Consider the following 24,501-nt stretch of genomic DNA (forward strand, 5'->3'; position numbering starts at 1 on the left):
TAATTATGCTTACCGTTATTGCTGAAATCCGTACGCGTCCTGGCCAACATCACCGCCAGGCGGTGCTGGATGAGTTCGCAAAGATCATCCCGACCGTACTGAAAGAAGAAGGCTGCCACGGCTACGCGCCAATGGTGGACGCCGCCACCAGCGCAAGCTTCCAGGCGACCGCGCCAGACTCGATCATCATGGTTGAGCAGTGGGAAACCGTCGCGCACCTTGAAGCGCATTTGCAGACCGCGCATATGAAAGCGTGGAGCGACGCGGTGAAAGGGGACGTTCTGGAAACCCATATTCGTATTCTGGAGCAAGGGGTTTAAGTTCTGTGAAATTTGCCGGGTGGCACTGCGTTTACCCGGCCTACAACTTCCCTCCCAGGCCCGGTAAGCGTTAACGCCACCGGGCTTTTTTTATCACCTTAACACTCAACTGCTATGCTTATTCTGACTTCATGTTAAACAGGAGGATGGAATGGGTCTTTTTAATTTCGTAAAAGAAGCAGGCGAAAAGCTGTGGGACAATCTGACCGATCATAAGGGTCAGAGCGACAAAATCACCGAGCACCTCAAGAAACTCAACATTCCCGGTTCCGATAAGGTTCAGGTTGACGTCACCGACGGCAAAGCCAGCGTGACGGGCGACGGGCTGACGCAGGAGCAGAAAGAAAAAATCCAGGTCGCCGTCGGCAACATCGCAGGCGTCAGCGAGGTGGAGAACAACATCACCGCGACAGATGCCAAAGATGAAGCTACTTACTATACGGTGAAATCCGGCGATACCCTGAGCGCGATCTCTAAAACCGTGTACGGCGATGCTAACCAGTACAACAAGATTTTTGAGGCTAACCGCCCTATGCTCTCCAGCCCCGATAAAATCTATCCCGGCCAGACGCTGCGTATTCCTAAAGCATAACGTCTAAAACAGTCGGTTCACGTCGCGCAGAGGAACAGAATGAAAATAGCTTGTCTTGGCTGGGGTTCGTTAATCTGGAAAAGCGGCGCGTTACCGGTAGCCGGTGAGTGGCAGACCGACGGGCCTTCTTTGCCCGTCGAGTTCTGTCGGGTCAGCGATGGCGGTGAACTGGCGACCGCCATCTGTATGAATGCCCCTGCCGTGCCGGTGCTTTGGGCATGGCTGGAGGCCACAACGTTGAGCGTGGCCTGCCGCGCTTTGCGTGAGCGCGAAGCCATTCCCGAGGATCGCTGCGATGGCATTGGCTCGCTGCTAATCACCGGACGCGACACGGGTATCCTGACAACATGGGCCAGGGAGAAAGGTATTGAAGCGATCATCTGGACCGGGCTCCCGCCGAGAAGCGCGTCACAGGAAGGCAGGGTTCCTGCCGTGGACGAAGCCATCGCTTATCTCGACGGCCTCAGCGGAGAGACCCGCAGCCATGCGCAGGACTATATTTGCCGCGTGCCTGCCCAGCTTGATACGCCCTACCGGCGCGTCATTAAAGACGTGCTTGGATGGTAATCCCCCGGCCAGTTACCAGTACAGTTTCCAGCTCCGGGTGAAACGCACCAGCGCCTCAACGTAGAAGTAATCTCCCCAGCTTGCGCACTCATCCACGCCTTTGTTGCTCCCGAGGTGGTAAACCGAGTGTTTAAGCAGCCCGTTGCCCTTTTCTTCTCTCCCCATCAGATAGTGTTTCGTCAGTGACGACATAATGCCTTTAGCCCACTCCATATAGCGCTCGCGATCCGGATCCGTGACCGGCAGGTGTTTCACCAGCTCCAGCAGCCCACATACCGCAATCGCCGCCGAGGAAGAGTCACGCAGCGCGTCGGTGCCCACCAGCGCCAGATCCCAGTGGCAGACGTAGTCGTCGGGCAGGCGATTGAGGAAGTAGTTCGCCAGCCGTTTTGACAGGGCGATCATCGTCTCGTCGCCGGTATAGATATAGCTCAGCAGGAAGCCGTAAATTCCCCACGCCTGCCCGCGTGACCAGCAGGAGTCGTCGGCGTAGCCCTGCTGGGTGTTGCCGTAGCGCGGTGCGCCGGTTGTCACATCCATATAGTAGGTGTGGAATGTGGAGGCATCGTCACGAATGAGGTACGTCGCCGCCTGCATGACGTGCGCTTTTGCGGCGTCGGCAAAGCGCGGATCGCCCGTCTGCTCCGTTGCCCAGTAGAGCAGCGGCAGGTTCATGTTGCAGTCGATGATCATCCGCCCGGCCTGGTCCGGATCGGAGAGATCGCCCCACGCCTGGATGATCTTCGCTTTCTCGTGGAAGCGTTCCAGCAGAGCTTCCGCCGCCAGCAGCGAGAAGCCGCGCGCCTCGCGGTTTCCGGTCAGCCGCCACGCGGCTACGCAGGAGAGCGTGTAGAGGAAGCCTAAATCGTGGGTGTTGGTGTCGTTGCGCCCGGCGATGCGCAGGCCAAACGAGCGCACGTGTTTTTCCGCCATCGCGCGGAATTTTTCCTCGCCGCTCATCTCCCATGCCAGCCATAGCTGCCCGGTCCAGAAGCTGGTGGTCCACTCCACGTTGTCAGTCAGCGGATAAAAACCGTTCTGGCAGGTTTCCGCCGGGAATTTGTCGCCGAACTCCGTTAAATGACGGCTAATCAGGTCCAGAACGTGGCTGCGCGCCGAATTCAGTTCATCGCTGAATGCGCGGGAGTCAACGGGCGCAGCGATAACAGGCAGACGTTCTTCTTTGATACGACTTAACATATTTCGGTTCCTTCTTTGACGGCGTAATTTATCGTGTTGACGTTTCTGCTACGTTCAGCGCACGAGCCCCGCGCCATTTGCTCTGACAGGCGGATAACGTAAAAGCAGAAATAAGGGTAAAGGTCAGCGCCGTTGCGCCCATGATGATATAGGTGTGCTCAAAGCCAATACGGTCATACATATACCCGGCAGGGGAAGAGACCACCACGTTGCCAACGTAGAGCATTGCCTGATAGCCGAGTAAATACATGGTGGCATTGACGCGCTTGTCGAAATGCTCGGCGATATATTTAAATACCGACACCAGCAGGAGACAAATTTCCAGACCGTACAGCGGCTTAAGCACTGAAATTAACAGGTGAGAATCACACATGCCGGAAATAATCAGACGCGCCCCGACCACCAGCCCGACAATTAATAGCCCGCGTTTGGCGCCAATAAAGTTCACAAACAGCGGGACCACCATATACATGACAAATTCCATGCCCGACTGCACGGTCCCGAGATAACCGAATACCGCGTTGCCCTCATGAATATCATCGAAGAAGGTGACGAAATAGCGCGAGAACTGCTGCTCGGCGATAAACATCATCCACGCCACGCCCGCCACGTACAGGCAGAAGGCCCAGAATTTGCGGTTTCGCAGCAGGGCGTAAACGTCTGACGGGGCGATTTTCTCTTTCGTCAGCACCTCGCCCGCGTGAATGGAGTTAGTGTTCACTTTCAGGCTCAGCAGGACGATCAGCATCACCACCGACGCCACGCTGCCGAGAATAAAGTTATACGCCGGTGAGAGGTTAAACAGCAGGCCGGAGAAGGACGATGCCACCGCCCAGCCGAGCGAACCCCACATGCGAATTTGCCCGAATTCCATGCCGTTTAATCGGCTAAAGCGGTCGGAATACGATTCGCACGCCGCCACACCCGCGTACCAGGCAAAGCTTAAATAGAGCGCGCCGATAATAATCCCCAGCAGGGTATTAGACATTAACAGCGGCTGGTATACGTAAATAAAGAACGGCGCCATCAGGGCCGACATGATCACCACAAAATAGAGCAGGTATTTGCTCATGCCGATCTTATCGAGAATATAGCCGTAGATCGGTTTAAGAATAACGGAGAATATCCCGTTCACCGCAAAAACGGTTCCAATCACCGAGCCGCTGAGATTGGCTTTCTGGCCAAGCCAGATCGCCAGCAGTCCAATACTGGCAGACCAGGTAAAGAAATAGAGAAAGATAAAGCTACTGATTTTGTAATATTCAGTTCTGTTAGTTGTCGATGTGCTTTTCATATCATCCTCGCCGACGTGTAGGGCCAGATTTTTATAATGTGAACGACAGCTTACGTTCGCTTCCGGGTTCGCTAATGACGACCCGGCTATGGGTTATATTCAGCTGCGGCGTCGCCGCAACGGGCTGTTTTCCGCCAGCCAGAACGGCGCAACAGAGCCAGCTTTCCCCTTGCGGGAGGTCGGCCTTTAACAACGGAATGGAAGCGCACTCCGCAAACATAATGCTGCTGTTCGGCGGCGTGACGATGCTGTCTGGCTGGCGGTGAATGACCGGCGAAAGATCGACAATGACGCTGCTGCCGTTTTCAGCCATCAGATAACAACCGCGATCGCGCACCTGGTGGGCGGTTTTCATCACCGCAAAGCCGCCCTCGACGGTTTGCAGAGTGCGCGCGCTGTTGATGCGGTGCAGGCGCAGGTGCCACTCCCCGAACGGGATCTGCCAGGTCGCAATATGCACGTCTCGCCAAGGCGACCAGCGCGAGAAAATGTTATGTTCATCTACCCGAACCTCTTCGCACTCGCGACGACCACGGAAATAGTCATCTCCGTCCGCCAGCAGCAGCATCGAATCGCAGGCGGCATGCTTCAGGCCAAAACGCCCGCGCTCAATGGTGAATCCGAAGCGGCTGGAGTAGGCAAATTTGGTGTATTTCGCTTCGGTGTTAACGTAGTTATTCAGCTCCAGCTGACCAGCCGTGAGCATGACGACGTGCTGCGAAGCTTTCGAATGCATCAGGATCTGCTGCGCATGCGGGATCACATATTTTTCAGCAAGCGCGGGCAGCGGCTGCTCGTCGGCCTGCCAGAACGGATGCGCCTCCGGCAGCGCCAGGATCAGGTAGGTTTTCAGCGCCCAGTACGGTGAACCGGGGGAGTTGTAATCCTCGCACATCGCCAGGTTCGGATACGCAAACCCCAGGGTAAGAATACCGTCGCGATCGACAATCGACTGCTGCTGCCACCAGCGCAGATGCCGCAGCACAATGCCCTTCACGATACCCGGGGTGAAGACGTCCAGCTGAGAAAAAGCCACCGCGCTCCAGAAGGCAACCATGGCAAAGCGGTAGGTCAGGCTGCGGCCAAACGGCACCGAGGCACCATCGGCGGCGGACCAGTAGATAAAGTCTTCCGCGAACAGACGCGAGCGCTCGCGCAGCACCTTCGCCCTCGCCTCGTCGTCACTCAGGGTGGCGTAAATCAGGCCGTAAAAATGGAAAGCCATGGAGATGTAATAGTCTTTCGGGCGGCCAGGACCGTCGGAGTACCAGCCGTCGCCGAGATAGTAGGCGTCCATCAGCGCAAAGCGGTGGTCAATGGCGGCTTGATCGTACGGCAGGCCGGCGCGCTTAAAGCCGAGCTGGACCATAATGGCAAAATAGTTCCAGTTGCTGTCTGGCATCTGCGCGTCGGTGATTTGGTTGAGCCACGCGTGCAGGTTCATCACCTCGCGCCCGGTAAAGTGCGCGGTGAGTTTATCTCCCAGCAGAGCGAGCCCCAGACCGTAGGCCGCCATCTCTACCAGACGCTGATCGTACGGGCCGGTTTCACCCCAGTAGCCGGTGCTTTGCGGGTCGGTACCAAGCTTAATGGCAGTAAGGTACTTCTCGCTGAACGGCGTGCTTTCGCCGGATGCCATCAGCGGAAACAGCCCCCACAGCGCGCGGGAAAGTCCCTCCATCTGCGCAATATCCGCTGTGTAATGGGCGCAGGTATCACCCAGCGAGAATCGTGAACGGTTCGCCGGAAATTGCGTGTCCAGCGCCTGTAAAAGTGCATTCAACGACGCCACTACCTCCTGGCGTGAAGACAACGGATTTGATTTTTCTTTGTTTGCCGCCCACATCGGTTCGCCCTCGTAATCAACTGCGGCAAAGCATAGTGAATCCGCAAGGGGCAGAAATGTTAGCCGTGTCACAGGCATGAACGATGAATAAACCTCCAGTTGAGAAAATTTAAAAAGGTGGTTTATAAAGACGATCAGACAGGAAAAAGTTGAGTTTTATTGCACTATGCGCGACACGCCGACATCCGATCTTCTGGAACTGATCGCCCTGAACGATACCGTGGCCTCGTTCAGCCGCCTGTTTGCCAATACCGTGCGCTACCATCACTGGCACCAGTGTCTGGAGATCCTCTATGTGGAAGAGGGCTTTGGCGTGGCGATTGTCGATAATCGTCACTACACCATGCGCCCCGGACGGCTGTTTTTCTTCCCGCCTTTTACGCTGCACAAGGTCATGGTGGACGAACAGGCGGAGGCAATTTACCGCCGCACCATTATTCATCTCGACCAGCACGCGGTGCTGAAGATCCTGCGGGATTTTCCCCAGACCCGGCAGCGTCTGGAGCGGCTGTCACGCCGTGGCGGCGAAGCGTGGGTCGCCGATTTAGCCCACTTCCATCACCATATCGACCATCTGTTTAGCTGCTATAAACCGCCGATGAACGGCGAGAGCATCGCCAGCCTGCTGATAGGCCTGTTCGCGATGCTGCCCGACGATCGCGACGGCGAGCCGGGAAACAGCCAGGGGATCGCCAGCCAGGTGATGTTTTGGCTCGACGAGCATTATCAGGAGAAATTTCGTCTGGATGCGCTGGCCAATGAGCTGGGAAAATCCCGCAGCTACGTATCGCGAAAATTCCATGCAGAAACGGGCGAAAAAATTCACGACTACCTGAATACGCTAAGGTTGCGTAAGGCGTGTGAGTGTTTACTCCACACTGATTCGAGCGTGCGTGACATTGCCGCACAGACGGGTTTTTCCGACGTGACGTGGTTTATCAGCGCGTTTAAAAAAGGGATTGGCGAGACGCCGCTGCAGTACCGGAAGAACCATCGTGCGGTTTGACGCCCTCACCCACGGGGCTGAGGGTTCCCCACAAATTAATGCGAGCACTGAGCAATCCCCTCGCCCCTCCGGGGAGAGGGTTAGGGTGAGGGGAACATACGGCGGTGGTGGTCATTCCGTTCACTTTATGTTCCTTGCTACTCTGTAACGACATGACCGGTGAACGTGCCAGGGTGGCTCAGTCGCCACCACCCTGGCGACCCGGGCTCCCGGCGGTAAATCGCCGCTTCGCGGTGCCCTCGGCTTATTCCTTCCGGCTTATCGGGTACGGGCGGAGGCAACGTCCCTGTAAAGCCGCCCTCTCGGCGCATCCCTGCGCCTCGCCCCGGCCGGAAGGCAAACGCCTCAGCGATTTACAGCCGGACCAGAGCATCGCTGACAGCCCTCAGTCATTTAGAAAGCAACTTTATTGCTTCTGCATAAAAAAATTACTGGGGATCCCTCAGCCCACGGGGAGAGGGGGAAAATCAACCGCTCTTCTTGCCCGGCTTTAATCCGCGGTGTAACTCGTTGATGCGCTTCATCGACTTGATGGTGCGCTGCGGCTCGGTGGAGGCGACGGACAGAATAATCATCTCCAGGCACAGCAGCACCGTGCCGTGCAGCGGGATTTTGCCCTTCTCGCCGCCGCGCGGGACGTGGATCACTACGCTTGCCTCTTTGCTAAAGCGCGAGTCAGTGGCGTTGGTCAGCAAAATGGTGGGAATACCCAGGCGCTTCGCTTCGCGCAGCGTGGTCTGTCCCTCCCGGTGCGCGGATTTTTGCGCCATCATTACCAGCACGTCACCGCGCTGTAGGGCAATCAGCTGTTCGGCGAGGCCAATACCGGTGCGGTTGAGCGGGATCGCAGGCAGGCCTATACGGCTAAACAGTCGCGAGGTGTACTCAGCCAGAATGCCGGATGCGCCAATGCCAAAAATAGCGACCTGTCTCGCCTGCGCCAGCAGCGACACCGCCTGCGCCATCGCGTAGCGGTTGCCCGGTTCGGACAACACCGCGCAGGTGTGTTGATGGCCTTCCAGCACAAAATCGATGCTCGCGTCGACGTCGCTGGTAAGCGTGTTTACCGTCGTGGACATCTTCTCGCTGGAGGTGACCACCGGGCCAAACCACTGCTCCAGGGTCTGCTTGAGATCCCGCAGCCCGCCAAACCCAAGCGCCTGAATGGCACGCACCACGGTGGCGTCCGAGGTGTGTAGCACAGCGGCAATCTCCATTGCCGTCTGCTCCATAACCGCTTCACGATTTTCATTGATATAGCTCGCCACCTGCAGCAGGCGCGGCGTCAGCTGGTGCGCCCGCGAGCGGAGGCGGTCGCCGTAGACATCAATTTTTCGGATCATCGTGCGGCCTCCGGCAGCGGACGGCCCGCTATCTGCGACTGCACCTGCGCGGCCATCAGCCCCAGCGAGGCAAATGAATTTGAGATCGCTTCCTCGCGGGAGATGAGCACGTAATGCCCGGTTCGGCAGGCGTTGAGAAACTGACACCAGCCCGGCATCACCGCATCCATCGCCGCCAGCTCGTCCTGCGGTTTTCCGCCGGTGTCCCCGCGCCAGGTTGCAAAGACAAAATCAGCATCCAGCTCCGGCAGACGCTCGGCGCTGACGTCGATGCGCCCGCCCTCCGGGATGCTCTCAATCAGCGGCGGGAACCTGAACCCTGCGTCGCGCAGCACGCGCCCAAGCGAGTGGTAGCTGTGCATGGCGTTGATTTTGCCCTGATTGGCCTGAATCACCGAGACGGTCAGTTTGCTCGTATCGATGGTCGCCTTTAGCGCCTCGATCTGCTCCTGATAGCGACGCTCCAGAATCTTCAGCCGCGCCTCTGTCCCGGTAAGCTGCGCCAGCTTGCGGTAGATCTCCGGCGCGCCGCCGTCGAGGTGATCGATACTCACCGTCGGGGCAATTTTTTCCAGCTGTTCGACCGGCGTGTTGCGGGTCGGCTCGGTGATGATAAGATCCGGCTTCGCCGCGGCGATGGCTTCAATATCGATATCGGCGGTGCCGATGAATGTGATGTCGGAATTATCAAAATCGATGCCCGTCAGCATGCCGCTGGAGCGCAGAAAATGGCTGCCGTCCGGTCGGGTACGGCCATGGCTGGCAACCGGCGGTACGCCAAGCTCGATCAGCGGAATGGTGATATCCAGGTCGTGCAGGGACACAATCCGCTTCGGGTTAACCGGCACCACCACTTTGCGGTTCAGGTCGTCAGTAAACGTCTGCGTTGGCTCTGCGGCTCCTGCAGCAAAACCCACCAGCACCAGCATTGCAAAAAATACGCGCATTTCTATCCCCTAAAATCGATCCCGACGCTGCCAGAGCAGCAGCAGGAAAAACGGTCCGCCAATCAGTGAAATGATAATTCCCGCCGGCAGCTGCAACGGGAGAAATGCCAGCCGCCCGACGTTATCCGCCAGCATCACCAGCAGCGCGCCCAGTACGGCACTTCCCGTCAGCAGTGCCGTTTGCCCTCCGCGCAGCAGCAGGCGCGCCATGTGCGGGGCAATCAGCCCGACAAAGCCGATACTCCCCACGCAGGAGACGCAGGCCGCGGTGAGCACCACGGGGGCAAACACGCGCAGCAGCGCGAGGCGTGAAGTCCGCACGCCCAGCCCCGTCGCAGTGTGGTTGCCGAGCAAGGCTACGTCTGCGGCGCGCGCGGTAAAGAGCAGCAGCGCAAACGCCGGCACTGTCCAGGCAGCAGCGATGCTGACCAGCGTCCAGCTTGCCGCATGCAGACTCCCCGCCAGCCACAGCATCGCCGTCTGGACGTCGCGCACGTCGGCGGTCGTCATAAAGACCCCCATCGCGGCGGCAAACGCCCATGACACGCCGATGCCGATCAGGATGAATCGCGGGCGCGAGATATCACGCGCCAGCGCCACTACCAGCAGCGCGGTCAGCAGCCCACCGGCCATGCCGATAAGTGGACGCCAGTACGGCCCCAATCCCGGAAACTGAAAAATCAGCAGCAGCACCGCCGCGCTACAGCCCTCTTTCACGCCGATAAGTCCGGGGTCAGCAAGGCCGTTGCGGGTAATGGACTGCATGGCCGCCCCCGCCATGCCGAGCATCGCGCCGCACAGCACCGCCATCAGCAGGCGCGGCAGGCGGATATCCATCACAATGTAATGCGCATCCGCCGTCAGACGTTCAGGATAAAACAGCGCACGTCCGATGGCGGAAGCAGGAATGGGCAGCGAGCCGTGCGTCAGGCCAAAACTTAGCAGCAGTAAAACGGCAAGGGTTAAAACGGTCAGATAGAGCAGCGCCCTCGGGCGAACCAGCGCCGAGAAGGAGGAAAATCGTACTGCCCTCAATCCAGCCCGGTTCATTTGAACATCCTTGACGCCATAAGGATAAAGACCGGCGCGCCGACCAGCGCAGTCATCACGCCGGTTGCCAGCTCATACGGCGTAAACAGCGTGCGGGCGGCGATATCCGCCATCAGCAGAACCAGCGCCCCGCAGAGGGCTGAGAGCGGCACCATCACGCGCAGGTCCACCGATACCAGACGGCGAATCAGCTGCGGCACAACGAGTCCGATAAACCCGATCGGTCCGGCAACTGAAACCGCCGCGCCGCACAGCAGGGCGATGGCCAGCAGCGCGAGCAGGCGCGTTTTCAGCAGCGACACGCCAAGCCCCTGCGCCATTCTGTCCCCCAGCGCCAGCATGTTCAGCGACGGCGACAGCCAGAGCGCCAGCGCAAAACCCACGGCAGCGGCCCCCGCGGCGCTAGCGGTCGTCTCGCCGATGACTCCCGCCACATCCCCCGCAAGCCAGGTCCGCATGGCCAGCAGCGTCTGTTCATCCAGAATCAACACCGTGGCGGTTATCGATGAGGCAAATGCCGACATCGCCACGCCGCATAGCGTGACCTTCATCGGCGTGAGACCGGTACGCCCGGATGAGGAGAACGTTAGCACCAGCAAAAAGAGCGCGGCGGCGCCGGCTGCGGCTATCAGAGGGCGGCCAAACGGCAGCGACAGCCCGAGGGCACTCGTCAGCACCACCGCCAGCGCCGCCCCTGCATTTAGCCCCAGGATATGCGGCTCGCCGAGCGGGTTGCGGATCACTGACTGCAGCAGCACGCCCGCGACGCCGAGCGCCGCGCCCGTCACCAGGGCGGCGCACAGTCGCATCAAGCGCAGCCTGACGATCACGCTATGCTCAAAATTGCGCGGGTCGAAGTGGAAAAATGCGTCTACTACCGTCCGGGGGGCGATAACGCGCGCCCCGATGCTCAGGTGCGCAATCGCGCCTGCCAGAAGCAGCAGCGTAAACAGAATAAAGGCCACAGACGTGCGCATCATGGTTTGTCGACAGCCTGACGGAACGGCATAAAGAACGGCTTGCCGGTCAGCGGGTTAACCGACATATGCACGTCGACATCAAACACCGCTTTGATCAGCTCCGGCGTGCAGGCATCGCCCTCATGAAGTACCCCCTCAACCTTTCCCTGACGTAAAAAGACCAGCGAATCACCGTAGTTCACGGCGAAGTTGAGATCGTGCAGAACCACCACCACGGTGCGCCCGTGCCGGCGCGTCAGCGTGTGCAGCAGTTCGAGGATCTCCACCTGGTAGCGAAGATCGAGATACGTCGTGGGTTCATCCAGCAGGATGTAGGGCGTTTGCTGCGCCAGCACCATGGCAATCCAGCAGCGCTGGCGCTGGCCGCCGGACAGGCTTTCAACCAGATGATGGGCAAACTCTGCCGTTCCGGTCAGGCGTAACGCCTCTTCCACGGCCCGCTCGTCTTCCTCGCTCCACTGGCGCATCACGTTCTGCCAGGGGAAACGTCCGCGCGAGACCAGCTCAAATACGGTTAACCCTTCTGGAAGCAGCGGAGACTGCGGGAGGATCCCGAGCTGGCGGGCGACCGCTTTGGTTGGCTGCGAGTGGATGGCTTTGCCGTCCAGCACCGCGCTGCCGCCGAGCGGCTGAAGCAGCCGCGCGAGGGTACTTAACAGCGTCGATTTTCCGCAGCCGTTTGCGCCCACCAGAACAGTCATTTTCTGCTGGGGGATCGCAAGGGAGATATCATCAACGATGATTTTTTTCTGGTAACCCGCGGAGAGGTTCTCAAGAACCAGTCCCGGCTTTTTGATGTAGTGAGCCACGTGAACGCCAACGTAAGAAAAAAAACCAACAAATAAAAATAAAACTCATTCTCTTTTGTGAGTTTGCCGCCGCGCCATGTAGTAGTCAAGCGAAGATACACCCTGTAAACCCCAGGGATAACTGAGCATCGCTGCACAAATTAAAATTCATTTTTATCAACTATTTTCAATGCCTTAAACAAGAAACCAACGCGTATTAGCCAGAGAGAAACCTCTGTAGCGAAATTTTTATTTATTCCATTTACTACTACATTCCCTCATGCTTGAATGATTCTCAATTACAAGTCCGATGCCGTAGAGGCTAACGGACAGACCGTAAGGGCAATGACTCACACATTCTTCCGCGAGCATTTCATCGCAGGATATTTTGGGAAAACAGATGTAATGGCTAAGTTCACACCTTCATTCGCCGGGGTAAAAGGGCGCGCGCTCTTTTCACTCCTGTTCATGGCACCTCTGGTGCACGCAGCAGCAAAAGACGGTGAGACGCTTACCGTCACTGCCGACCCTTACGCTTCCACCGACGCCACCAGCGGCTATCAGCCCCTGAACACCTCCACCGCCACGCTGACCAACATGCCGATGCTGGACATCCCGCAGGTGGTCAATACCGTCAGCGATAAAGTGCTGGAAGACCAAAACGCGACCACGCTCGACGAGGCGCTGTATAACGTCAGCAACGTGGTGCAGACCAACACCCTGGGCGGCACGCAGGATGCCTTCGTGCGCCGTGGCTTCGGCGCAAACCGCGATGGCTCGATCATGACCAACGGCCTGCGCACCGTGCTGCCGCGCAGCTTCAATGCCGCAACCGAGCGCGTGGAGGTGCTAAAAGGCCCGGCCTCGACCCTTTACGGTATTCTCGACCCCGGCGGCCTGATTAACGTAGTGACCAAACGCCCGGAGAAAACCTTCGGCGGCTCGATTTCTGCCACATCAACCAGCTTTGGCGGCGGTACCGGACAGTTTGACGTCACCGGTCCGATTGAAGGTACGCGTCTGGCCTATCGCCTGACGGGGGAGTATCAGGACGAGGATTACTGGCGTAATTACGGCACCGAACGCAGCACCTTTATCGCCCCGTCTTTGACCTGGTTCGGCGATGATGCCACCGTGACCGTGCTCTATTCGCATCGCGACTATAAAACGCCGTTCGATCGCGGAACGATCTTCGATCTCAACACCAAAAAGGCCGTCGACGTCGATCGCAAAACCCGCTTTGATGAGCCATTTAACGTGACCGACGGTCAGTCCGACCTCGCTCAGCTTAACGCGGAGTATCGCCTTAACAGCCAGTGGACCGCGAAGTTCGACTACAGCTACAGCCAGGATAAGTACAGCGATAACCAGGCTCGCGTGATGGCCTACGATTCAAAAACCGGCAACCTGACCCGCCGCGTGGATGCGACCCAGGGTTCGACCCAGCGTATGCACACAACGCGGGCAGATTTGCAGGGGAACGTGGACATCGCGGGCTTTTACAATGAGATCCTGACCGGCGTGTCGTATGAGAAGTACGATCTGCTGCGTACGGACATGATCCGTTGTAAGAACGTTAAGGATTTCAATATTTACAACCCGAGCTACGGCAGCCTCGGCAAGTGCACCACCGTCTCGGCATCCGACAGCGATCAAACCATCAAGCAGGAGAGCTACTCCGCCTACGCGCAGGACGCGCTGTACCTGACCGATAAATGGATCGCCGTTGCCGGACTGCGCTACCAGTATTACACCCAGTACGCGGGCAAAGGCCGTCCGTTTAACGTCAACACCGACAGCCGCGACGACCAGTGGACGCCGAAGCTGGGCCTGGTATACAAGCTCACGCCGGCAGTCTCCCTGTTTGCTAACTATTCCCAGACGTTTATGCCGCAGTCGTCCATTGCGAGCTACATCGGCGACCTGCCGCCGGAAACGTCGAACGCGTATGAAATAGGCGCTAAATTCGACCTGTTCGACGGCATTACTGCCAACATCGCGCTGTTTGATATCCACAAGCGCAACGTGCTGTACACCGAGAGCATCGGTGATGAAACCGTCGCCAAAACCGCGGGCCGCGTGCGCTCGCAGGGTGTCGAAGTGGATCTCGCCGGATCGCTGACAGAGAACACCAACATTATCGCCAGCTACGGCTATACCGATGCGAAGGTGCTGGAAGACCCGGACTACGCGGGCAAACCGCTGCCGAACGTGCCGCGCCATACCGGCTCCCTGTTCCTGACGTACGATATTCACAATGCGTTTGCCGGGAATACGCTGACAATTGGCGGCGGCGGGCACGGCGTGAGCCGTCGTTCAGCGACTAACGGTGCGGATTATTATCTGCCGGGCTATTTCGTAGCGGATGCATTTGCGGCGTACAAAATGAAGCTGCAATATCCGGTGACGCTACAGGTGAACGTGAAAAACCTGTTTGATAAGACCTACTACACGTCGTCGATTGCGACCAATAACCTGGGCAACCAGATTGGCGACCCGCGTGAAGTGCAGTTTACGGTGAAGATGGAGTTTTGACGTCAGTGCGAGGCGTTCCCCTCACCCTAACCCTCTCCCCAGAGGGGCGAGGGGATCGATCGTAGGCCCGGTAAGCGCAGCGCCACCGGGCAAAAAAAAGCCCTGCATCGCAGGGCTTTTTCAGCATCAGGCCTCTATATCCGCCATATCGCCTTTCTCCTGCAGCCAGTTACGTCGGTCTTCCGAACGTTTCTTGGCAAGGAGCATATCCATTACGGCATTAGTTTGCTGTTCGTCTTCGTCGCTGATGGTCAGCTGCACCAGACGGCGGGTGTTCGGATCCAACGTCGTTTCGCGAAGCTGCATCGGGTTCATCTCGCCCAGCCCTTTAAAGCGCTGCACGTTCGGTTTGCCCTTCTTGCGCTTCAGCTGTTCCAGCACGCCCGCTTTCTCTTCTTCCGTCAGCGCATAGTAGACTTCTTTGCCAAGGTCGATACGGTACAGCGGCGGCAGCGCCACGTGGACGTGACCGTTTTTCACCAGCGTGCGGAAGTGCTTCACGAACAGCGCGCACAGCAGCGTGGCGATGTGCAGACCATCGGAGTCCGCATCCGCGAGAATGCAGATCTTGCCGTAGCGCAGCTGGCTCAGATCGTCGCTGTCCGGATCGATGCCGATCGCCACCGAGATATCGTGTACTTCCTGCGAGGCCAGCACTTCATCAGACGAGACTTCCCAGGTGTTGAGGATCTTACCCTTGAGCGGCATGATCGCCTGATACTCACGATCGCGCGCCTGCTTGGCCGATCCGCCCGCCGAGTCCCCTTCCACCAGGAAAAGCTCGGTGCGGTTGAGATCCTGGGCGGTACAGTCCGCCAGCTTGCCCGGCAGCGCGGGGCCGCTGGTCAGCTTTTTACGCACCACTTTCTTCGCCGCGCGCAGACGACGCTGGGCGCTGGAGATCGCCATTTCAGCCAGCATTTCTGCGGCCTGAACGTTCTGGTTCAGCCACAGGGTAAACGCATCTTTCACCACGCCGGAAACAAACGCCGCACACTGGCGTGACGACAGGCGCTCTTTAGTCTGACCGGCAAACTGCGGATCCTGCATTTTCACGGAAAGCACGTAGGCGCAGCGGTCCCAGATATCTTCTGCGGAAAGCTTCACGCCGCGCGGCAGAATGTTGCGGTATTCGCAGAACTCGCGCATCGCATCCAGCAGACCCTGACGCAGGCCGTTGACGTGCGTCCCCCCGAGCAGCGTTGGGATCAGGTTGACGTAGCTTTCCGTCAGCAGCTCACCGCCTTCAGGTAGCCACAGCAGCGCCCAGTCCACCGCCTCGGTATCACCTTCGAAATTCCCGACGAACGGTTTTTCCGGCAGGGTCGGCAGGCCGTTAACCGCTTCGCACAGGTAGTCGTTCAGACCCTTTTCGTAGCGCCAGCTCTGTTCGGTGTTGTTAACGTGATCTTTAAAGGTGATTTCTACGCCTGGGCACAGCACCGCTTTGGCTTTCAGCAGGTGCGTCAGGCGGGAAACAGAAAAGCGTGGGCTGTCGAAGAAGCTTTCGTCAGGCCAGAAATGGACGCTGGTGCCGGTGTTGCGTTTACCGCACGTCCCGACGACCTGCAAATCCTGCACTTTTTCGCCGTTTTCAAACGCGATGTTATACACCTGGCCGTCGCGACGGACGTTCACTTCCACGCGCTTTGACAGGGCGTTAACCACGGAGATCCCCACGCCGTGCAAGCCGCCAGAGAACTGGTAGTTTTTGTTGGAGAACTTACCGCCCGCATGCAGACGGCAGAGGATCAGCTCAACGGCAGGAACCCCCTCTTCCGGGTGAATATCCACCGGCATGCCGCGGCCATCGTCGATGACTTCCAGCGACTGATCGGCGTGCAGGATAACGTCCACGCGTTTGGCATGACCTGCCAGCGCTTCGTCCACACTGTTATCAATTACTTCCTGGCCCAGGTGGTTTGGGCGCGTCGTATCGGTGTACATCCCCGGGCGGCGGCGAACCGGCTCAAGCCCGGTGAGTACCTCAATGGCATCAGCGTTATAGGTTTGCGTCATGATTTAAGCTAGCAATTCGCATTGATTGTCAGTGGCTGTGCAGTCCAAGAAAATCGACAATCTGGGTGAAATGATCTTCAAAGCCCGTGAAAGCATGGTTTCCGCCCTCTTCTACAGTCTGGCGGCAGGATGCGTAATACGCCACTGCCTGGCGGTAATCCAGCACTTCATCTCCCGTCTGTTGCAGCAGCCAGATAAGATCGGGCGCTTCAAGCGGGTCGACCTGCATAACTTTGAGATCGTAAATATGGCGTGACTCTAGCACATATTGTTGGCCGGTGTAGGGGTTCTCGTTTTCGCCAAGAAAGTCCCTTAACAGCTCAAATGGCCGGACCGCCGGGTTAACGACGACAGCGGGCAACATAAAGCATTGCGACAGCCAGGTGGCGTAGTAGCCGCCGAGGGACGAGCCGACAACGCCAAACGATTCGCCGCCGTGTTCAAGCACAATCGATTCCAGCATTTCTGCCGCGTCCGCCGGATAAGGGGGCAGCTGCGGAATAATCATCTCCACGTGCGGATGATGTTCGCTCAGCCACTGGCGAAACTGCGTCGCCTTTGCGGAACGCGGAGAACTGTTGAACCCGTGCAGATAGAGGAGCGTCGACATCAATAGCCTTCTGAAGCGGTATCCGGGCGGAACTGCGCGCCAGCCAGACGGCACACTTCGGTGGTCAGCGAGCCGTCGGCATGCAGGTCCAGCCAGCGCCAGCCCGGTCCGATGGTGTCCAGCGTGAAGTTAGCGCAATGGGGCTTGAACTGCACGCAGGTGGACGGCGTCGCGAGCAGGCGGCGACCGTTCCAGTCAAGATCCTGTTCCTGGTGAATGTGCCCACACAGCAAATTTTTCACGCGCGGGAATTTCGCCAGCACGCTATCCAGCGCCGCAGAGTTGCGTAAGCTGTGCTGATCAAGCCAGCTACAGCCCGCCGGCAGCGGATGATGATGCAGTAACAGCAGCGTATTACGATTCGGTTCGGCGGCCAGTTTTGTCTCCAGCCAGTCAAGCTGATAGTCGCTCAACTCACCGTGCGGAACGCCAAACACCTGACTGTCGAGGAGCAGAATTTGCCACTGGTCCCCCGTAAAGACACATTTTGCCGGCGAAATCCCCGCCTCCTGAAGCGAACTGTACATGGCGGGCTGAAAATCGTGATTGCCCGGTAGCCAGACGCAAGGCACACTAAAGCTCGCAATTCCTTCGGCGAAATGCTGATAGGCTGCGGAGGATTGATCCTGCGCCAGATCGCCTGTCGCGACGATCAGATCGCATGGCCGCTTTTCAGCATGGATCGCGTCAAGAACCGCCTGATAACTCTCCCAGGTGTTCACGCCCAGAAGCGTCTCATGCTTTTCGGCAAAAAGGTGGGTGTCGGTGATTTGTAATATCCTGACTGGCGCCCCACCAGCAACAGTCAGGTTCAACAGGCTTTCCAAATGGTGTCCTTAGGTAGGTTTATGACGCTAACAAACCGGAATCGCCATTGCTCCATGTGCTAAACAATATCTTAGCCAGTCGGCTAAAAACTGGTTAATTTGATGCTTTTCGTCGCGTTGATGCAACTTTTTATTCGGATAATCATACCGCGCTTTGAAGCGAAAGATCTGCTGGCTTGAACACACTTCAGCGACCATCGCATCATGATAAAGACGTACCGTCATCGACGGCAGGCTCCAGTAGCTGATGCTCGGCGCCGTTTGCTCAATCTCCACCAGCGTAGTGTAGCGCGTTGATTCTGTTATCGTTAACCGATACTGCGCGTTGCTCACCTGATAGCTTACCGTTTCGCCGGGCGCGTCGTTTCGCGGCAGCAGGCGGCGCAGCTGGGCGAAATTGGTTTCGCACAGGCGCATCATTTCTGGGAAGTCAGGTGTATAGCGCTTCATTTTTTCCACTCGTTTCGTAAATTCTGATGATGCAGTTGCAGCCATTGCAAGGCGATGACAGACGCTGCGTTGTCGATTAAACCCTCTTCTACCCATTGGTAAGCCTGCTCCCGACTCACCACATGAACCCGAATATCTTCGTTTTCATCTGCCAGACCGTGGATCCCTTTCGCTGTCGTGGCGTCCACTTCGCCCACCATAATAGATGAGCGTTCCGTTGTTCCCCCCGGACTTGCCAGGTAGCTCAACACCGGTTTCGTCCGACCGATCGCCAGGCCTGCCTCTTCCAGCGCCTCGCGGCGAGCGACGTCTTCGACCGACTCACCCTCCTCGATCATCCCGGCCACCATCTCCAGCAACCACGGCGTTTCGCTGGTATCATACGCCGCAATACGGACCTGCTCGACCAGCACGACTTCATCACGCACTGGGTCAAAGGGTAGCAAGACTGCCGCATGCCCGCGCTCAAAAATTTCGCGTTTGATTTCACCGCTCATTTCACCGTTAAACAGGCGATGCCTGAAACGGTAAAGTTCCATTGAAAAAAAACCGCTATAAAGCGTTTCTCGTGCAATAATTTCTACATCGTTTTTGGCGAAGGTGACAGGCACGTTTTCTGGTTTTTGCATCGGTCGAGTCCTGGTAGCAATGGTGATGAAATTGTGAATTTCAAGGCTGTTTGGCTGCCGTTTGTATGGCTATATGGTAGATTGGAGCAAATTACCGCCAGATGGCACGTTACGCCAACCTTTTGGTGTGGATGATTCTGTTAGAATCGGCAATTATTTTTAATTAGATCAGCGCTAATACTGCTTCACAACAAGGAATGCAAATGAAGAAATTGCTCCCCATCCTTATCGGCCTGAGCCTGACGGGCTTCAGTGCAATGAGCCAGGCAGAGAACCTGTTACAGGTCTACCAGCAGGCACGTCTGGGCAACCCTGATTTACGTAAATCAGCGGCCGATCGTGATGCTGCGTTTGAAAAGATTAACGAAGCACGTAGTCCACTGCTGCCGCAGTTAGGCTTAGGTGCAGATTATACCTACACTAACGGTTTTCGCGATAACAATGGCATCGACTCGAATGCCACCAGCGCCTCTTTACAGCTTACACAGACCCTGTTCGACATGTCCAAATGGCGTGAACTGAGTTTGCAGGAAAAGAGCGCAGGCATTCAGGATGTCACCTATCAGACCGATCAGCAAACGCTGATCCTGAATACCGCGACCGCCTATTTCCAGGTACTGAGCGCGATTGACGCGCTCTCCTATACCGAAGCGCAGAAACAGGCGATTTACCGTCAGTTAGATCAAACCACCCAGCGTTTTAACGTAGGCCTGGTCGCGATCACGGACGTGCAGAACGCCCGTTCACAGTACGATACCGTACTGGCTAACGAAGTGACCGCACGTAACAACCTCGACAACGCACTGGAAGCACTGCGTCAGGTCACCGGTAACTACTATCCTGAGCTGGCCTCTCTGAACGTGGACAGTTTCAAAACGGACAAACCGCAGGCGGTTAATGCTCTGCTGAAAGAAGCGGAAAACCGTAACCTGACCTTATTGCAGGCGCGCCTGAGCCAGGATCTGGCACGCGAGCAGATCCGCCTTGCACAGGATGGTCACCTGCCAACCCTGAGCCTGAGCGCCTCTACCGGCGTATCGGATACCAGCTACAGCGGGTCTAAAACGACGTCTCAGGCCTATGACGACAGCAACGTTGGCCAGAACAAAGTGGGCCTCAGCTTCTCTCTGCCGCTGTACCAGGGCGGGATGGTTAACTCTCAGGTGAAACAGGCGCAGTACAACTTTGTGGGTGCCAGCGAGCAGCTGGAAAGCGCGCACCGCAACGTGGTGCAGACCGTGCGTTCTTCCTTTAACAACGTCAATGCCTCTATCAGTAGCATCAACGCCTACAAACAGGCCGTTGTCTCTGCGCAAAGCTCTCTGGACGCGATGGAAGCAGGCTACTCCGTCGGTACGCGTACCATCGTTGACGTGTTAGACGCAACGACCACGCTGTATAACGCGAAACAGCAGCTTTCCAGCGCACGTTACCAGTACCTGATTAACCAGCTGAACATCAAGCAGGCGCTGGGTACGCTGAACGAGCAGGATCTGCAAATGCTGAACAGTACGCTGGGTAAACCGGTATCCACGTCGCCTGACAGCGTGGCGCCGGAAAATCCAGAGCAGGATGCCGCGGTTGATAACTTCAACGCTAACGGCAGCGCCCCGGTTGCACAGCCAGCGGCAGCGCGCAGCACCTCACCTGCGAGCAGCGGCACGAATCCGTTCCGCAACTAAGTGTGTCATCAGGCCCAGTGCGGCCTGATGCCCTCACCCCAGCCCTCTCCCACAGGGAGAGGGAGCACATTAATCCCCCCCGAACGTAAGCCAACGTAAAGATCCCCCGGATTTCGCCCCTCTTCGCTTCATTTTCAACCACTCATCCTCTATCCTGAGCGTTAATACCCCTGGGTCCTGGAAGACAAATATGAAACGGACAAAAACGATGAATCACGCGTCGTTCCGCAAAAGCTGGAACGCACGCCACCTGACACCTGTCGCGCTGGCGGTCACCGCCGTCTTTATGCTGGCAGGCTGTGAGCAAAGCGACGAAACGGTGTCGCTCTATCAAAACGCTGACGATTGTGCGAGCGCAACCGGTAAAGCCGCCGAGTGTACGACGGCCTATAACAACGCCCTGAAAGAGGCAGAACGTACCGCGCCGAAATATGCCTCACGCGAAGACTGTGTAGCCGAATTCGGCGAAGGCCAGTGCCAGCAGGCTCCTGCTCAGGCAGGTATGGCGCCGGAAAACCAGGCGCAGGCACAGTCCAGCGGTAGCTTCTGGATGCCTCTGATGGCGGGTTATATGATGGGCCGTCTGATGAGCGGCGGCGCGGGCTACCAGCAGCAACCACTGTTTAGTTCTAAAAACCCAAACAGCCCGGCGTACGGTAAATACACCGATGCCACCGGCAAGGGTTACGGTGCTGCAACGCCTGGCCGTACGATGACCGTACCGAAAACCGCGATGGCACCGAAACCAGCCACTACCAGCACCATTACCCGTGGCGGCTTCGGTGAGTCTGTGGCGAAACAAACCACCATGCAGCGTAGTGCGACCGGCTCTTCGACTCGCTCAATGGGCGGCTGATCATGGAACGAGTCAGTATTGTCGAGCGCCCGGACTGGCGCGAAAAAGCCACCGAATACGGTTTCAACTTTCACACCATGTACGGCGAGCCGTACTGGTGTGAAGACGCTTACTATAAGCTCACGCTCGCGCAGGTCGAAAAGCTTGAAGAGGTGACCGCAGAACTGCACCAGATGTGCCTGAAGGTGGTAGAGAAAGTCATCGACAGCGATGAGCTGATGACCAAATTCCGCATTCCGAAGCACACCTGGAGCTTTGTTCGTCAGTCCTGGAAAACGAACCAGCCTTCGCTCTACTCTCGCCTCGATTTGGCATGGGATGGCGTGGGTGAACCGAAGCTTTTAGAAAACAACGCAGATACGCCAACCTCCCTGTACGAAGCCGCGTTCTTCCAGTGGATCTGGCTGGAAGATCAGGCGAATGCCGGAAACTTGCCGGAAGGCAGCGACCAGTTCAACAGCCTTCAGGAAAAACTGATTGAGCGTTTCGCCGAACTGCGAGAACAGCACGGTTTCAACCTGTTGCACCTCGCCTGCTGTCGCGATACCGAAGAAGATCGCGGTACGGTTCAGTATTTGCAGGACTGCGCAGCCGAAGCGGAAGTGGCGACGGAATTCCTCTATATCGAAGAGATCGGTTTAGGTGAAAAAGGTCAGTTTACGGACACGCAGGATCAGGTGATCAGCAACCTGTTCAAGCTCTACCCGTGGGAATACATGCTGCGCGAAATGTTTTCTACCAAGCTGGAAGACGCCGGTGTGCGCTGGCTGGAACCAGCCTGGAAGAGCATTATCTCCAATAAAGCCCTGCTGCCGATGCTGTGGGAGATGTTCCCGAACCACCCGAACCTGCTGCCTGCTTACTTTGCCGAAGATGATTTCCCGCCAATGGAGAAATACGTCGTTAAGCCAATCTTCTCCCGTGAAGGCGCGAACGTCTCGATTATCGAAAACGGTAAAACGCTGGAAGCGGTTGAAGGGCCGTACGGTGAGGAAGGGATGATCGTCCAGGCGTTTTATCAACTGCCGAAGTTTGGCGACAGCTATACGCTGATCGGCAGCTGGCTTATTAACGATCAGCCTGCCGGGATTGGCATTCGCGAAGATCGCGCGCTGATTACGCAGGATCTGTCGCGTTTCTACCCGCATATTTTTATTGAATAAGACTTGCCGGGTGGCGGCTTCGCCTTACCCGGCCTACATGTCGAGCGTAGGCCCGGTAAGCGCAGCGCCACCGGGCATGTTTTACCCCACCTGCACCGACAGCATACTCAAGCTCCCCATCTCAATACCGTCGACCGGTGTTGTAATAACCTCCTGACCGTCCCATGCGCCTAATACATACAGCAATGGCAAGAAGTGTTCCGGCGTCGGGTTAGAGAGCGAACCGCCGTCGTGATCCAGATAGTTCACCAAAGGGTGCCGTTCGACCGGCCCTTGCCAGGTCAGGTTGTCTTTTACATAGTCATTAAAGGCTGTTGCCCAAGGGTACGGCGTATTTTCACCGTGCCAGCGTACCGTACGCAGATTGTGTACCACGTTGCCACTGGCAATCAGCATGATGTCCTCATCACGAAGCGAAGCCAGCTTACGCCCCATCTCCATGTGCCAGGCAGCCGGTTTGGTGCTGTCGATACTCAGTTGCACCATCGGGATATCCGCATCAGGATACATCTTAATCAGCACGCCCCACGAGCCATGGTCAAAGCCCCAGGCTTCTTTGTCCAGCGCAACCGGAACAGGGGCGAGCAGATCAACCAGCCGCTGCGCCAGCTCAGGCGAACCGGGGGCCGGATAATGCGTATCGTATAGCGCCTGCGGAAAACCGCCAAAATCATGGATCGTTTTTGGCGCTTCCATGGCCGTCACGCCGGTACCCCGGGTAAACCAGTGCGCAGAGACCACCACAATTGCCTTCGGACGCGGTAACGTCTTACCCAGCTGACGCCAGGCGCGGGTATAGACGTTATCTTCCAGAACGTTCATGGGGCTGCCATGGCCTAAAAACAGTGCTGGCATACGAGAAGGAGACATGGTGATATCCTTAGAGGAAGTGACAAAGTGATGGGCCTACATTACGCGCATTCAGGTGAAGATGAACGTAGATAACCGTGAAGATCATCATCAGGAAATTTGAATGCCAGATATCGCTTAAGGAGAATGCATGTCAGTACCTTTGATTTTGACCTTACTTGCGGGCGCCGCGACCTTTATCGGTGCGTTCCTTGGGGTACTCGGTCAAAAACCCTCTAATCGCCTGCTGGCCTTCTCGCTGGGTTTCGCCGCCGGGATCATGCTGCTTATCTCGCTGATGGAGATGCTGCCCGCCGCGCTTCACGCCGAAGGGATGTCGCCTGTTCTGGGCTATGGCATGTTTATCATTGGCCTGCTGGGTTATTTTGCACTCGACCGTATCCTTCCTCACGCGCACCCGCAGGATCTAATGCAAAAAAGCGTTGCCCCCATCCCTGGCAATATCAAACGCACGGCCATTCTGCTGACGCTGGGTATCAGCCTGCATAACTTTCCGGAAGGTATCGCCACCTATGTCACGGCCAGCAGCAACCTGGAAATGGGTTTTGGTGTCGCGCTGGCCGTTGCTTTGCACAATATTCCTGAAGGACTTGCCGTTGCCGGGCCCGTTTATGCCGCCACGGGTTCAAAACGTACAGCTGTCTTTTGGGCGGGTATCTCCGGGATGGCTGAAATTCTCGGCGGCGTGCTGGCGTGGCTGATCCTCGGTAGCCTCGTATCCCCGGTTGTAATGGCTGCAATTATGGCTGCCGTGGCCGGAATTATGGTCGCGCTCTCTGTCGATGAGCTGATGCCGCTGGCAAAAGAGATCGATCCCAACAATAACCCAAGCTACGGCGTGCTGTGTGGAATGTCAGTGATGGGGATGAGTCTGGTTCTGCTACAAACGGCAGGTATTGGTTAAGAATTAATGCCTCCGTTTCATAC

The 24,501-nt window shown here is 57.1% G+C and carries 23 protein-coding genes; 9 read left to right on the top strand and 14 right to left on the bottom strand.

Annotated features, from left to right (window positions below; all coding sequences use genetic code 11):
- Positions 1–5 precede the first annotated feature (5 nt).
- The 3 genes from ACOTXC_RS04360 (at position 6) to ACOTXC_RS04370 (ending at position 1,479) form a co-directional block, all read left to right on the top strand.
- The gene (locus tag ACOTXC_RS04360) at positions 6–320 is read left to right on the top strand and encodes a putative quinol monooxygenase (protein WP_003862506.1); all 315 of its coding nucleotides are present in this window, start codon (positions 6–8) and stop codon (positions 318–320) included.
- Positions 321–471: 151 nt separating this feature from the next.
- Positions 472–912, top strand: coding sequence for a peptidoglycan-binding protein LysM (gene lysM / locus ACOTXC_RS04365; protein ID WP_022649412.1), 441 nt, complete (start codon positions 472–474; stop codon positions 910–912).
- A 39-nt stretch (positions 913–951) separates the two neighbouring features.
- Positions 952–1,479 (top strand): hypothetical protein, encoded by a 528-nt coding sequence (locus tag ACOTXC_RS04370; RefSeq protein ID WP_022649413.1) that lies wholly within the window; start codon positions 952–954, stop codon positions 1,477–1,479.
- 12 nt (positions 1,480–1,491) lie between these two features.
- On the opposite strand, the gene ACOTXC_RS04375 is transcribed toward ACOTXC_RS04370, so the two are convergent.
- The 3 genes from ACOTXC_RS04375 to ACOTXC_RS04385 are packed head-to-tail and all read right to left on the bottom strand — an operon-like array spanning position 1,492 to position 5,819.
- Positions 1,492–2,679 (bottom strand): glycoside hydrolase family 88 protein, encoded by a 1,188-nt coding sequence (locus ACOTXC_RS04375; protein ID WP_045622724.1) that lies wholly within the window; start codon positions 2,677–2,679, stop codon positions 1,492–1,494.
- Between the two features lie 28 nt (positions 2,680–2,707).
- The gene (locus ACOTXC_RS04380; RefSeq protein ID WP_022649415.1) at positions 2,708–3,973 is read right to left on the bottom strand and encodes an oligosaccharide MFS transporter; all 1,266 of its coding nucleotides are present in this window, start codon (positions 3,971–3,973) and stop codon (positions 2,708–2,710) included.
- A gap of 31 nt (positions 3,974–4,004) precedes the next feature.
- A complete protein-coding gene (locus tag ACOTXC_RS04385; RefSeq protein WP_421767434.1) occupies positions 4,005–5,819 on the bottom strand; it encodes a DUF2264 domain-containing protein in 1,815 nt (604 codons plus the stop codon).
- Positions 5,820–5,985: 166 nt separating this feature from the next.
- Between ACOTXC_RS04385 and ACOTXC_RS04390 the strand changes: the two genes are divergently transcribed.
- Positions 5,986–6,825, top strand: a complete 840-nt coding sequence (locus ACOTXC_RS04390) for an AraC family transcriptional regulator (protein ID WP_022649417.1) — start codon at positions 5,986–5,988, stop codon at positions 6,823–6,825.
- A 467-nt stretch (positions 6,826–7,292) separates the two neighbouring features.
- On the opposite strand, the gene ACOTXC_RS04395 is transcribed toward ACOTXC_RS04390, so the two are convergent.
- From ACOTXC_RS04395 to ACOTXC_RS04415, 5 genes are read right to left on the bottom strand one after another with little or no spacing between them, the layout of a single operon-like run.
- Complete coding sequence (locus tag ACOTXC_RS04395; protein WP_015571883.1) at positions 7,293–8,168, bottom strand: MurR/RpiR family transcriptional regulator; 876 nt, start codon at positions 8,166–8,168, stop codon at positions 7,293–7,295.
- Entirely contained in the window at positions 8,165–9,115 is a 951-nt protein-coding gene (locus ACOTXC_RS04400; RefSeq protein WP_023306962.1) for an iron-siderophore ABC transporter substrate-binding protein, read from the bottom strand. Before ACOTXC_RS04400 ends, ACOTXC_RS04395 begins: the two co-directional genes overlap by 4 nt.
- Positions 9,116–9,124: 9 nt before the next feature.
- Positions 9,125–10,165, bottom strand: a complete 1,041-nt coding sequence (locus ACOTXC_RS04405; RefSeq protein WP_421767435.1) for a FecCD family ABC transporter permease — start codon at positions 10,163–10,165, stop codon at positions 9,125–9,127.
- Entirely contained in the window at positions 10,162–11,145 is a 984-nt protein-coding gene (locus ACOTXC_RS04410) for a FecCD family ABC transporter permease (protein ID WP_022649420.1), read from the bottom strand. Before ACOTXC_RS04410 ends, ACOTXC_RS04405 begins: the two co-directional genes overlap by 4 nt.
- Positions 11,142–11,954, bottom strand: coding sequence for an ABC transporter ATP-binding protein (locus ACOTXC_RS04415; protein ID WP_023306964.1), 813 nt, complete (start codon positions 11,952–11,954; stop codon positions 11,142–11,144). Before ACOTXC_RS04415 ends, ACOTXC_RS04410 begins: the two co-directional genes overlap by 4 nt.
- Positions 11,955–12,338: 384 nt before the next feature.
- On the opposite strand from ACOTXC_RS04415, the gene ACOTXC_RS04420 reads away from it, so the two are divergent.
- A complete protein-coding gene (locus ACOTXC_RS04420) occupies positions 12,339–14,468 on the top strand; it encodes a TonB-dependent siderophore receptor (protein ID WP_110129214.1) in 2,130 nt (709 codons plus the stop codon).
- A gap of 126 nt (positions 14,469–14,594) precedes the next feature.
- On the opposite strand, the gene parE is transcribed toward ACOTXC_RS04420, so the two are convergent.
- From parE to nudF, 5 genes are read right to left on the bottom strand one after another with little or no spacing between them, the layout of a single operon-like run.
- Positions 14,595–16,487 (bottom strand): DNA topoisomerase IV subunit B, encoded by a 1,893-nt coding sequence (parE, locus tag ACOTXC_RS04425; protein ID WP_058700593.1) that lies wholly within the window; start codon positions 16,485–16,487, stop codon positions 14,595–14,597.
- 28 nt (positions 16,488–16,515) lie between these two features.
- Positions 16,516–17,097: an esterase YqiA gene (yqiA, locus tag ACOTXC_RS04430; RefSeq protein WP_023306967.1), complete on the bottom strand. Its 582-nt coding sequence runs from the start codon at positions 17,095–17,097 to the stop codon at positions 16,516–16,518.
- The gene (cpdA, locus tag ACOTXC_RS04435) at positions 17,097–17,924 is read right to left on the bottom strand and encodes a 3',5'-cyclic-AMP phosphodiesterase (RefSeq protein ID WP_022649424.1); all 828 of its coding nucleotides are present in this window, start codon (positions 17,922–17,924) and stop codon (positions 17,097–17,099) included. Before cpdA ends, yqiA begins: the two co-directional genes overlap by 1 nt.
- Before the next feature lie 27 nt (positions 17,925–17,951).
- Positions 17,952–18,374, bottom strand: coding sequence for a DUF1249 family protein (locus ACOTXC_RS04440; protein WP_003862516.1), 423 nt, complete (start codon positions 18,372–18,374; stop codon positions 17,952–17,954).
- Positions 18,371–19,003 (bottom strand): ADP-ribose diphosphatase, encoded by a 633-nt coding sequence (gene nudF, locus ACOTXC_RS04445; protein ID WP_022649425.1) that lies wholly within the window; start codon positions 19,001–19,003, stop codon positions 18,371–18,373. The genes ACOTXC_RS04440 and nudF overlap by 4 nt, the downstream gene beginning before the upstream one ends.
- Positions 19,004–19,206: 203 nt before the next feature.
- Between nudF and tolC the strand changes: the two genes are divergently transcribed.
- The 3 genes from tolC to ACOTXC_RS04460 all read left to right on the top strand — a co-directional run bounded on the left by tolC (position 19,207) and on the right by ACOTXC_RS04460 (position 22,704).
- Positions 19,207–20,685: an outer membrane channel protein TolC gene (gene tolC, locus ACOTXC_RS04450; RefSeq protein WP_022649426.1), complete on the top strand. Its 1,479-nt coding sequence runs from the start codon at positions 19,207–19,209 to the stop codon at positions 20,683–20,685.
- Between the two features lie 190 nt (positions 20,686–20,875).
- Positions 20,876–21,541: a DUF1190 family protein gene (locus ACOTXC_RS04455; protein WP_006811983.1), complete on the top strand. Its 666-nt coding sequence runs from the start codon at positions 20,876–20,878 to the stop codon at positions 21,539–21,541.
- Between the two features lie 2 nt (positions 21,542–21,543).
- On the top strand, positions 21,544–22,704 hold the full coding sequence (locus tag ACOTXC_RS04460; protein ID WP_022649428.1) for a glutathionylspermidine synthase family protein: 1,161 nt from the start codon (positions 21,544–21,546) through the stop codon (positions 22,702–22,704).
- A gap of 81 nt (positions 22,705–22,785) precedes the next feature.
- Here the strand turns inward: ACOTXC_RS04460 and ygiD are convergent, their stop codons facing one another.
- Positions 22,786–23,574: a 4,5-DOPA dioxygenase extradiol gene (gene ygiD / locus ACOTXC_RS04465; protein WP_421767436.1), complete on the bottom strand. Its 789-nt coding sequence runs from the start codon at positions 23,572–23,574 to the stop codon at positions 22,786–22,788.
- 130 nt (positions 23,575–23,704) lie between these two features.
- Between ygiD and zupT the strand changes: the two genes are divergently transcribed.
- Complete coding sequence (zupT, locus tag ACOTXC_RS04470; protein WP_022649430.1) at positions 23,705–24,478, top strand: zinc transporter ZupT; 774 nt, start codon at positions 23,705–23,707, stop codon at positions 24,476–24,478.
- Positions 24,479–24,501 lie beyond the last annotated feature (23 nt).

The organism is Enterobacter cloacae complex sp. IR5428 (assembly GCF_049238585.1).
Lineage (GTDB): Bacteria > Pseudomonadota > Gammaproteobacteria > Enterobacterales > Enterobacteriaceae > Enterobacter > Enterobacter intestinihominis.

What these genes read in the sequence shown, in the direction of transcription:
- ACOTXC_RS04385 (WP_421767434.1), bottom strand. Translation starts at nt 5,819, where the DNA reads ATGTGGGCGGCAAACAAAGAAAAATCAAATCCGTTGTCTTCACGCCAG.
- parE (WP_058700593.1), bottom strand. Translation starts at nt 16,487, where the DNA reads ATGACGCAAACCTATAACGCTGATGCCATTGAGGTACTCACCGGGCTT.
- yqiA (WP_023306967.1), bottom strand. Translation starts at nt 17,097, where the DNA reads ATGTCGACGCTCCTCTATCTGCACGGGTTCAACAGTTCTCCGCGTTCC.
- tolC (WP_022649426.1), top strand. Translation starts at nt 19,207, where the DNA reads ATGAAGAAATTGCTCCCCATCCTTATCGGCCTGAGCCTGACGGGCTTC.
- ACOTXC_RS04440 (WP_003862516.1), bottom strand. Translation starts at nt 18,374, where the DNA reads ATGAAGCGCTATACACCTGACTTCCCAGAAATGATGCGCCTGTGCGAA.
- ACOTXC_RS04400 (WP_023306962.1), bottom strand. Translation starts at nt 9,115, where the DNA reads ATGCGCGTATTTTTTGCAATGCTGGTGCTGGTGGGTTTTGCTGCAGGA.
- ACOTXC_RS04370 (WP_022649413.1), top strand. Translation starts at nt 952, where the DNA reads ATGAAAATAGCTTGTCTTGGCTGGGGTTCGTTAATCTGGAAAAGCGGC.
- ACOTXC_RS04410 (WP_022649420.1), bottom strand. Translation starts at nt 11,145, where the DNA reads ATGATGCGCACGTCTGTGGCCTTTATTCTGTTTACGCTGCTGCTTCTG.
- ACOTXC_RS04420 (WP_110129214.1), top strand. Translation starts at nt 12,339, where the DNA reads ATGGCTAAGTTCACACCTTCATTCGCCGGGGTAAAAGGGCGCGCGCTC.
- ACOTXC_RS04460 (WP_022649428.1), top strand. Translation starts at nt 21,544, where the DNA reads ATGGAACGAGTCAGTATTGTCGAGCGCCCGGACTGGCGCGAAAAAGCC.
- ACOTXC_RS04455 (WP_006811983.1), top strand. Translation starts at nt 20,876, where the DNA reads ATGAAACGGACAAAAACGATGAATCACGCGTCGTTCCGCAAAAGCTGG.
- nudF (WP_022649425.1), bottom strand. Translation starts at nt 19,003, where the DNA reads ATGCAAAAACCAGAAAACGTGCCTGTCACCTTCGCCAAAAACGATGTA.
- ACOTXC_RS04375 (WP_045622724.1), bottom strand. Translation starts at nt 2,679, where the DNA reads ATGTTAAGTCGTATCAAAGAAGAACGTCTGCCTGTTATCGCTGCGCCC.
- ACOTXC_RS04395 (WP_015571883.1), bottom strand. Translation starts at nt 8,168, where the DNA reads ATGATCCGAAAAATTGATGTCTACGGCGACCGCCTCCGCTCGCGGGCG.
- lysM (WP_022649412.1), top strand. Translation starts at nt 472, where the DNA reads ATGGGTCTTTTTAATTTCGTAAAAGAAGCAGGCGAAAAGCTGTGGGAC.
- ACOTXC_RS04390 (WP_022649417.1), top strand. Translation starts at nt 5,986, where the DNA reads ATGCGCGACACGCCGACATCCGATCTTCTGGAACTGATCGCCCTGAAC.
- ACOTXC_RS04380 (WP_022649415.1), bottom strand. Translation starts at nt 3,973, where the DNA reads ATGAAAAGCACATCGACAACTAACAGAACTGAATATTACAAAATCAGT.
- ygiD (WP_421767436.1), bottom strand. Translation starts at nt 23,574, where the DNA reads ATGTCTCCTTCTCGTATGCCAGCACTGTTTTTAGGCCATGGCAGCCCC.
- ACOTXC_RS04405 (WP_421767435.1), bottom strand. Translation starts at nt 10,165, where the DNA reads ATGAACCGGGCTGGATTGAGGGCAGTACGATTTTCCTCCTTCTCGGCG.
- ACOTXC_RS04360 (WP_003862506.1), top strand. Translation starts at nt 6, where the DNA reads ATGCTTACCGTTATTGCTGAAATCCGTACGCGTCCTGGCCAACATCAC.
- zupT (WP_022649430.1), top strand. Translation starts at nt 23,705, where the DNA reads ATGTCAGTACCTTTGATTTTGACCTTACTTGCGGGCGCCGCGACCTTT.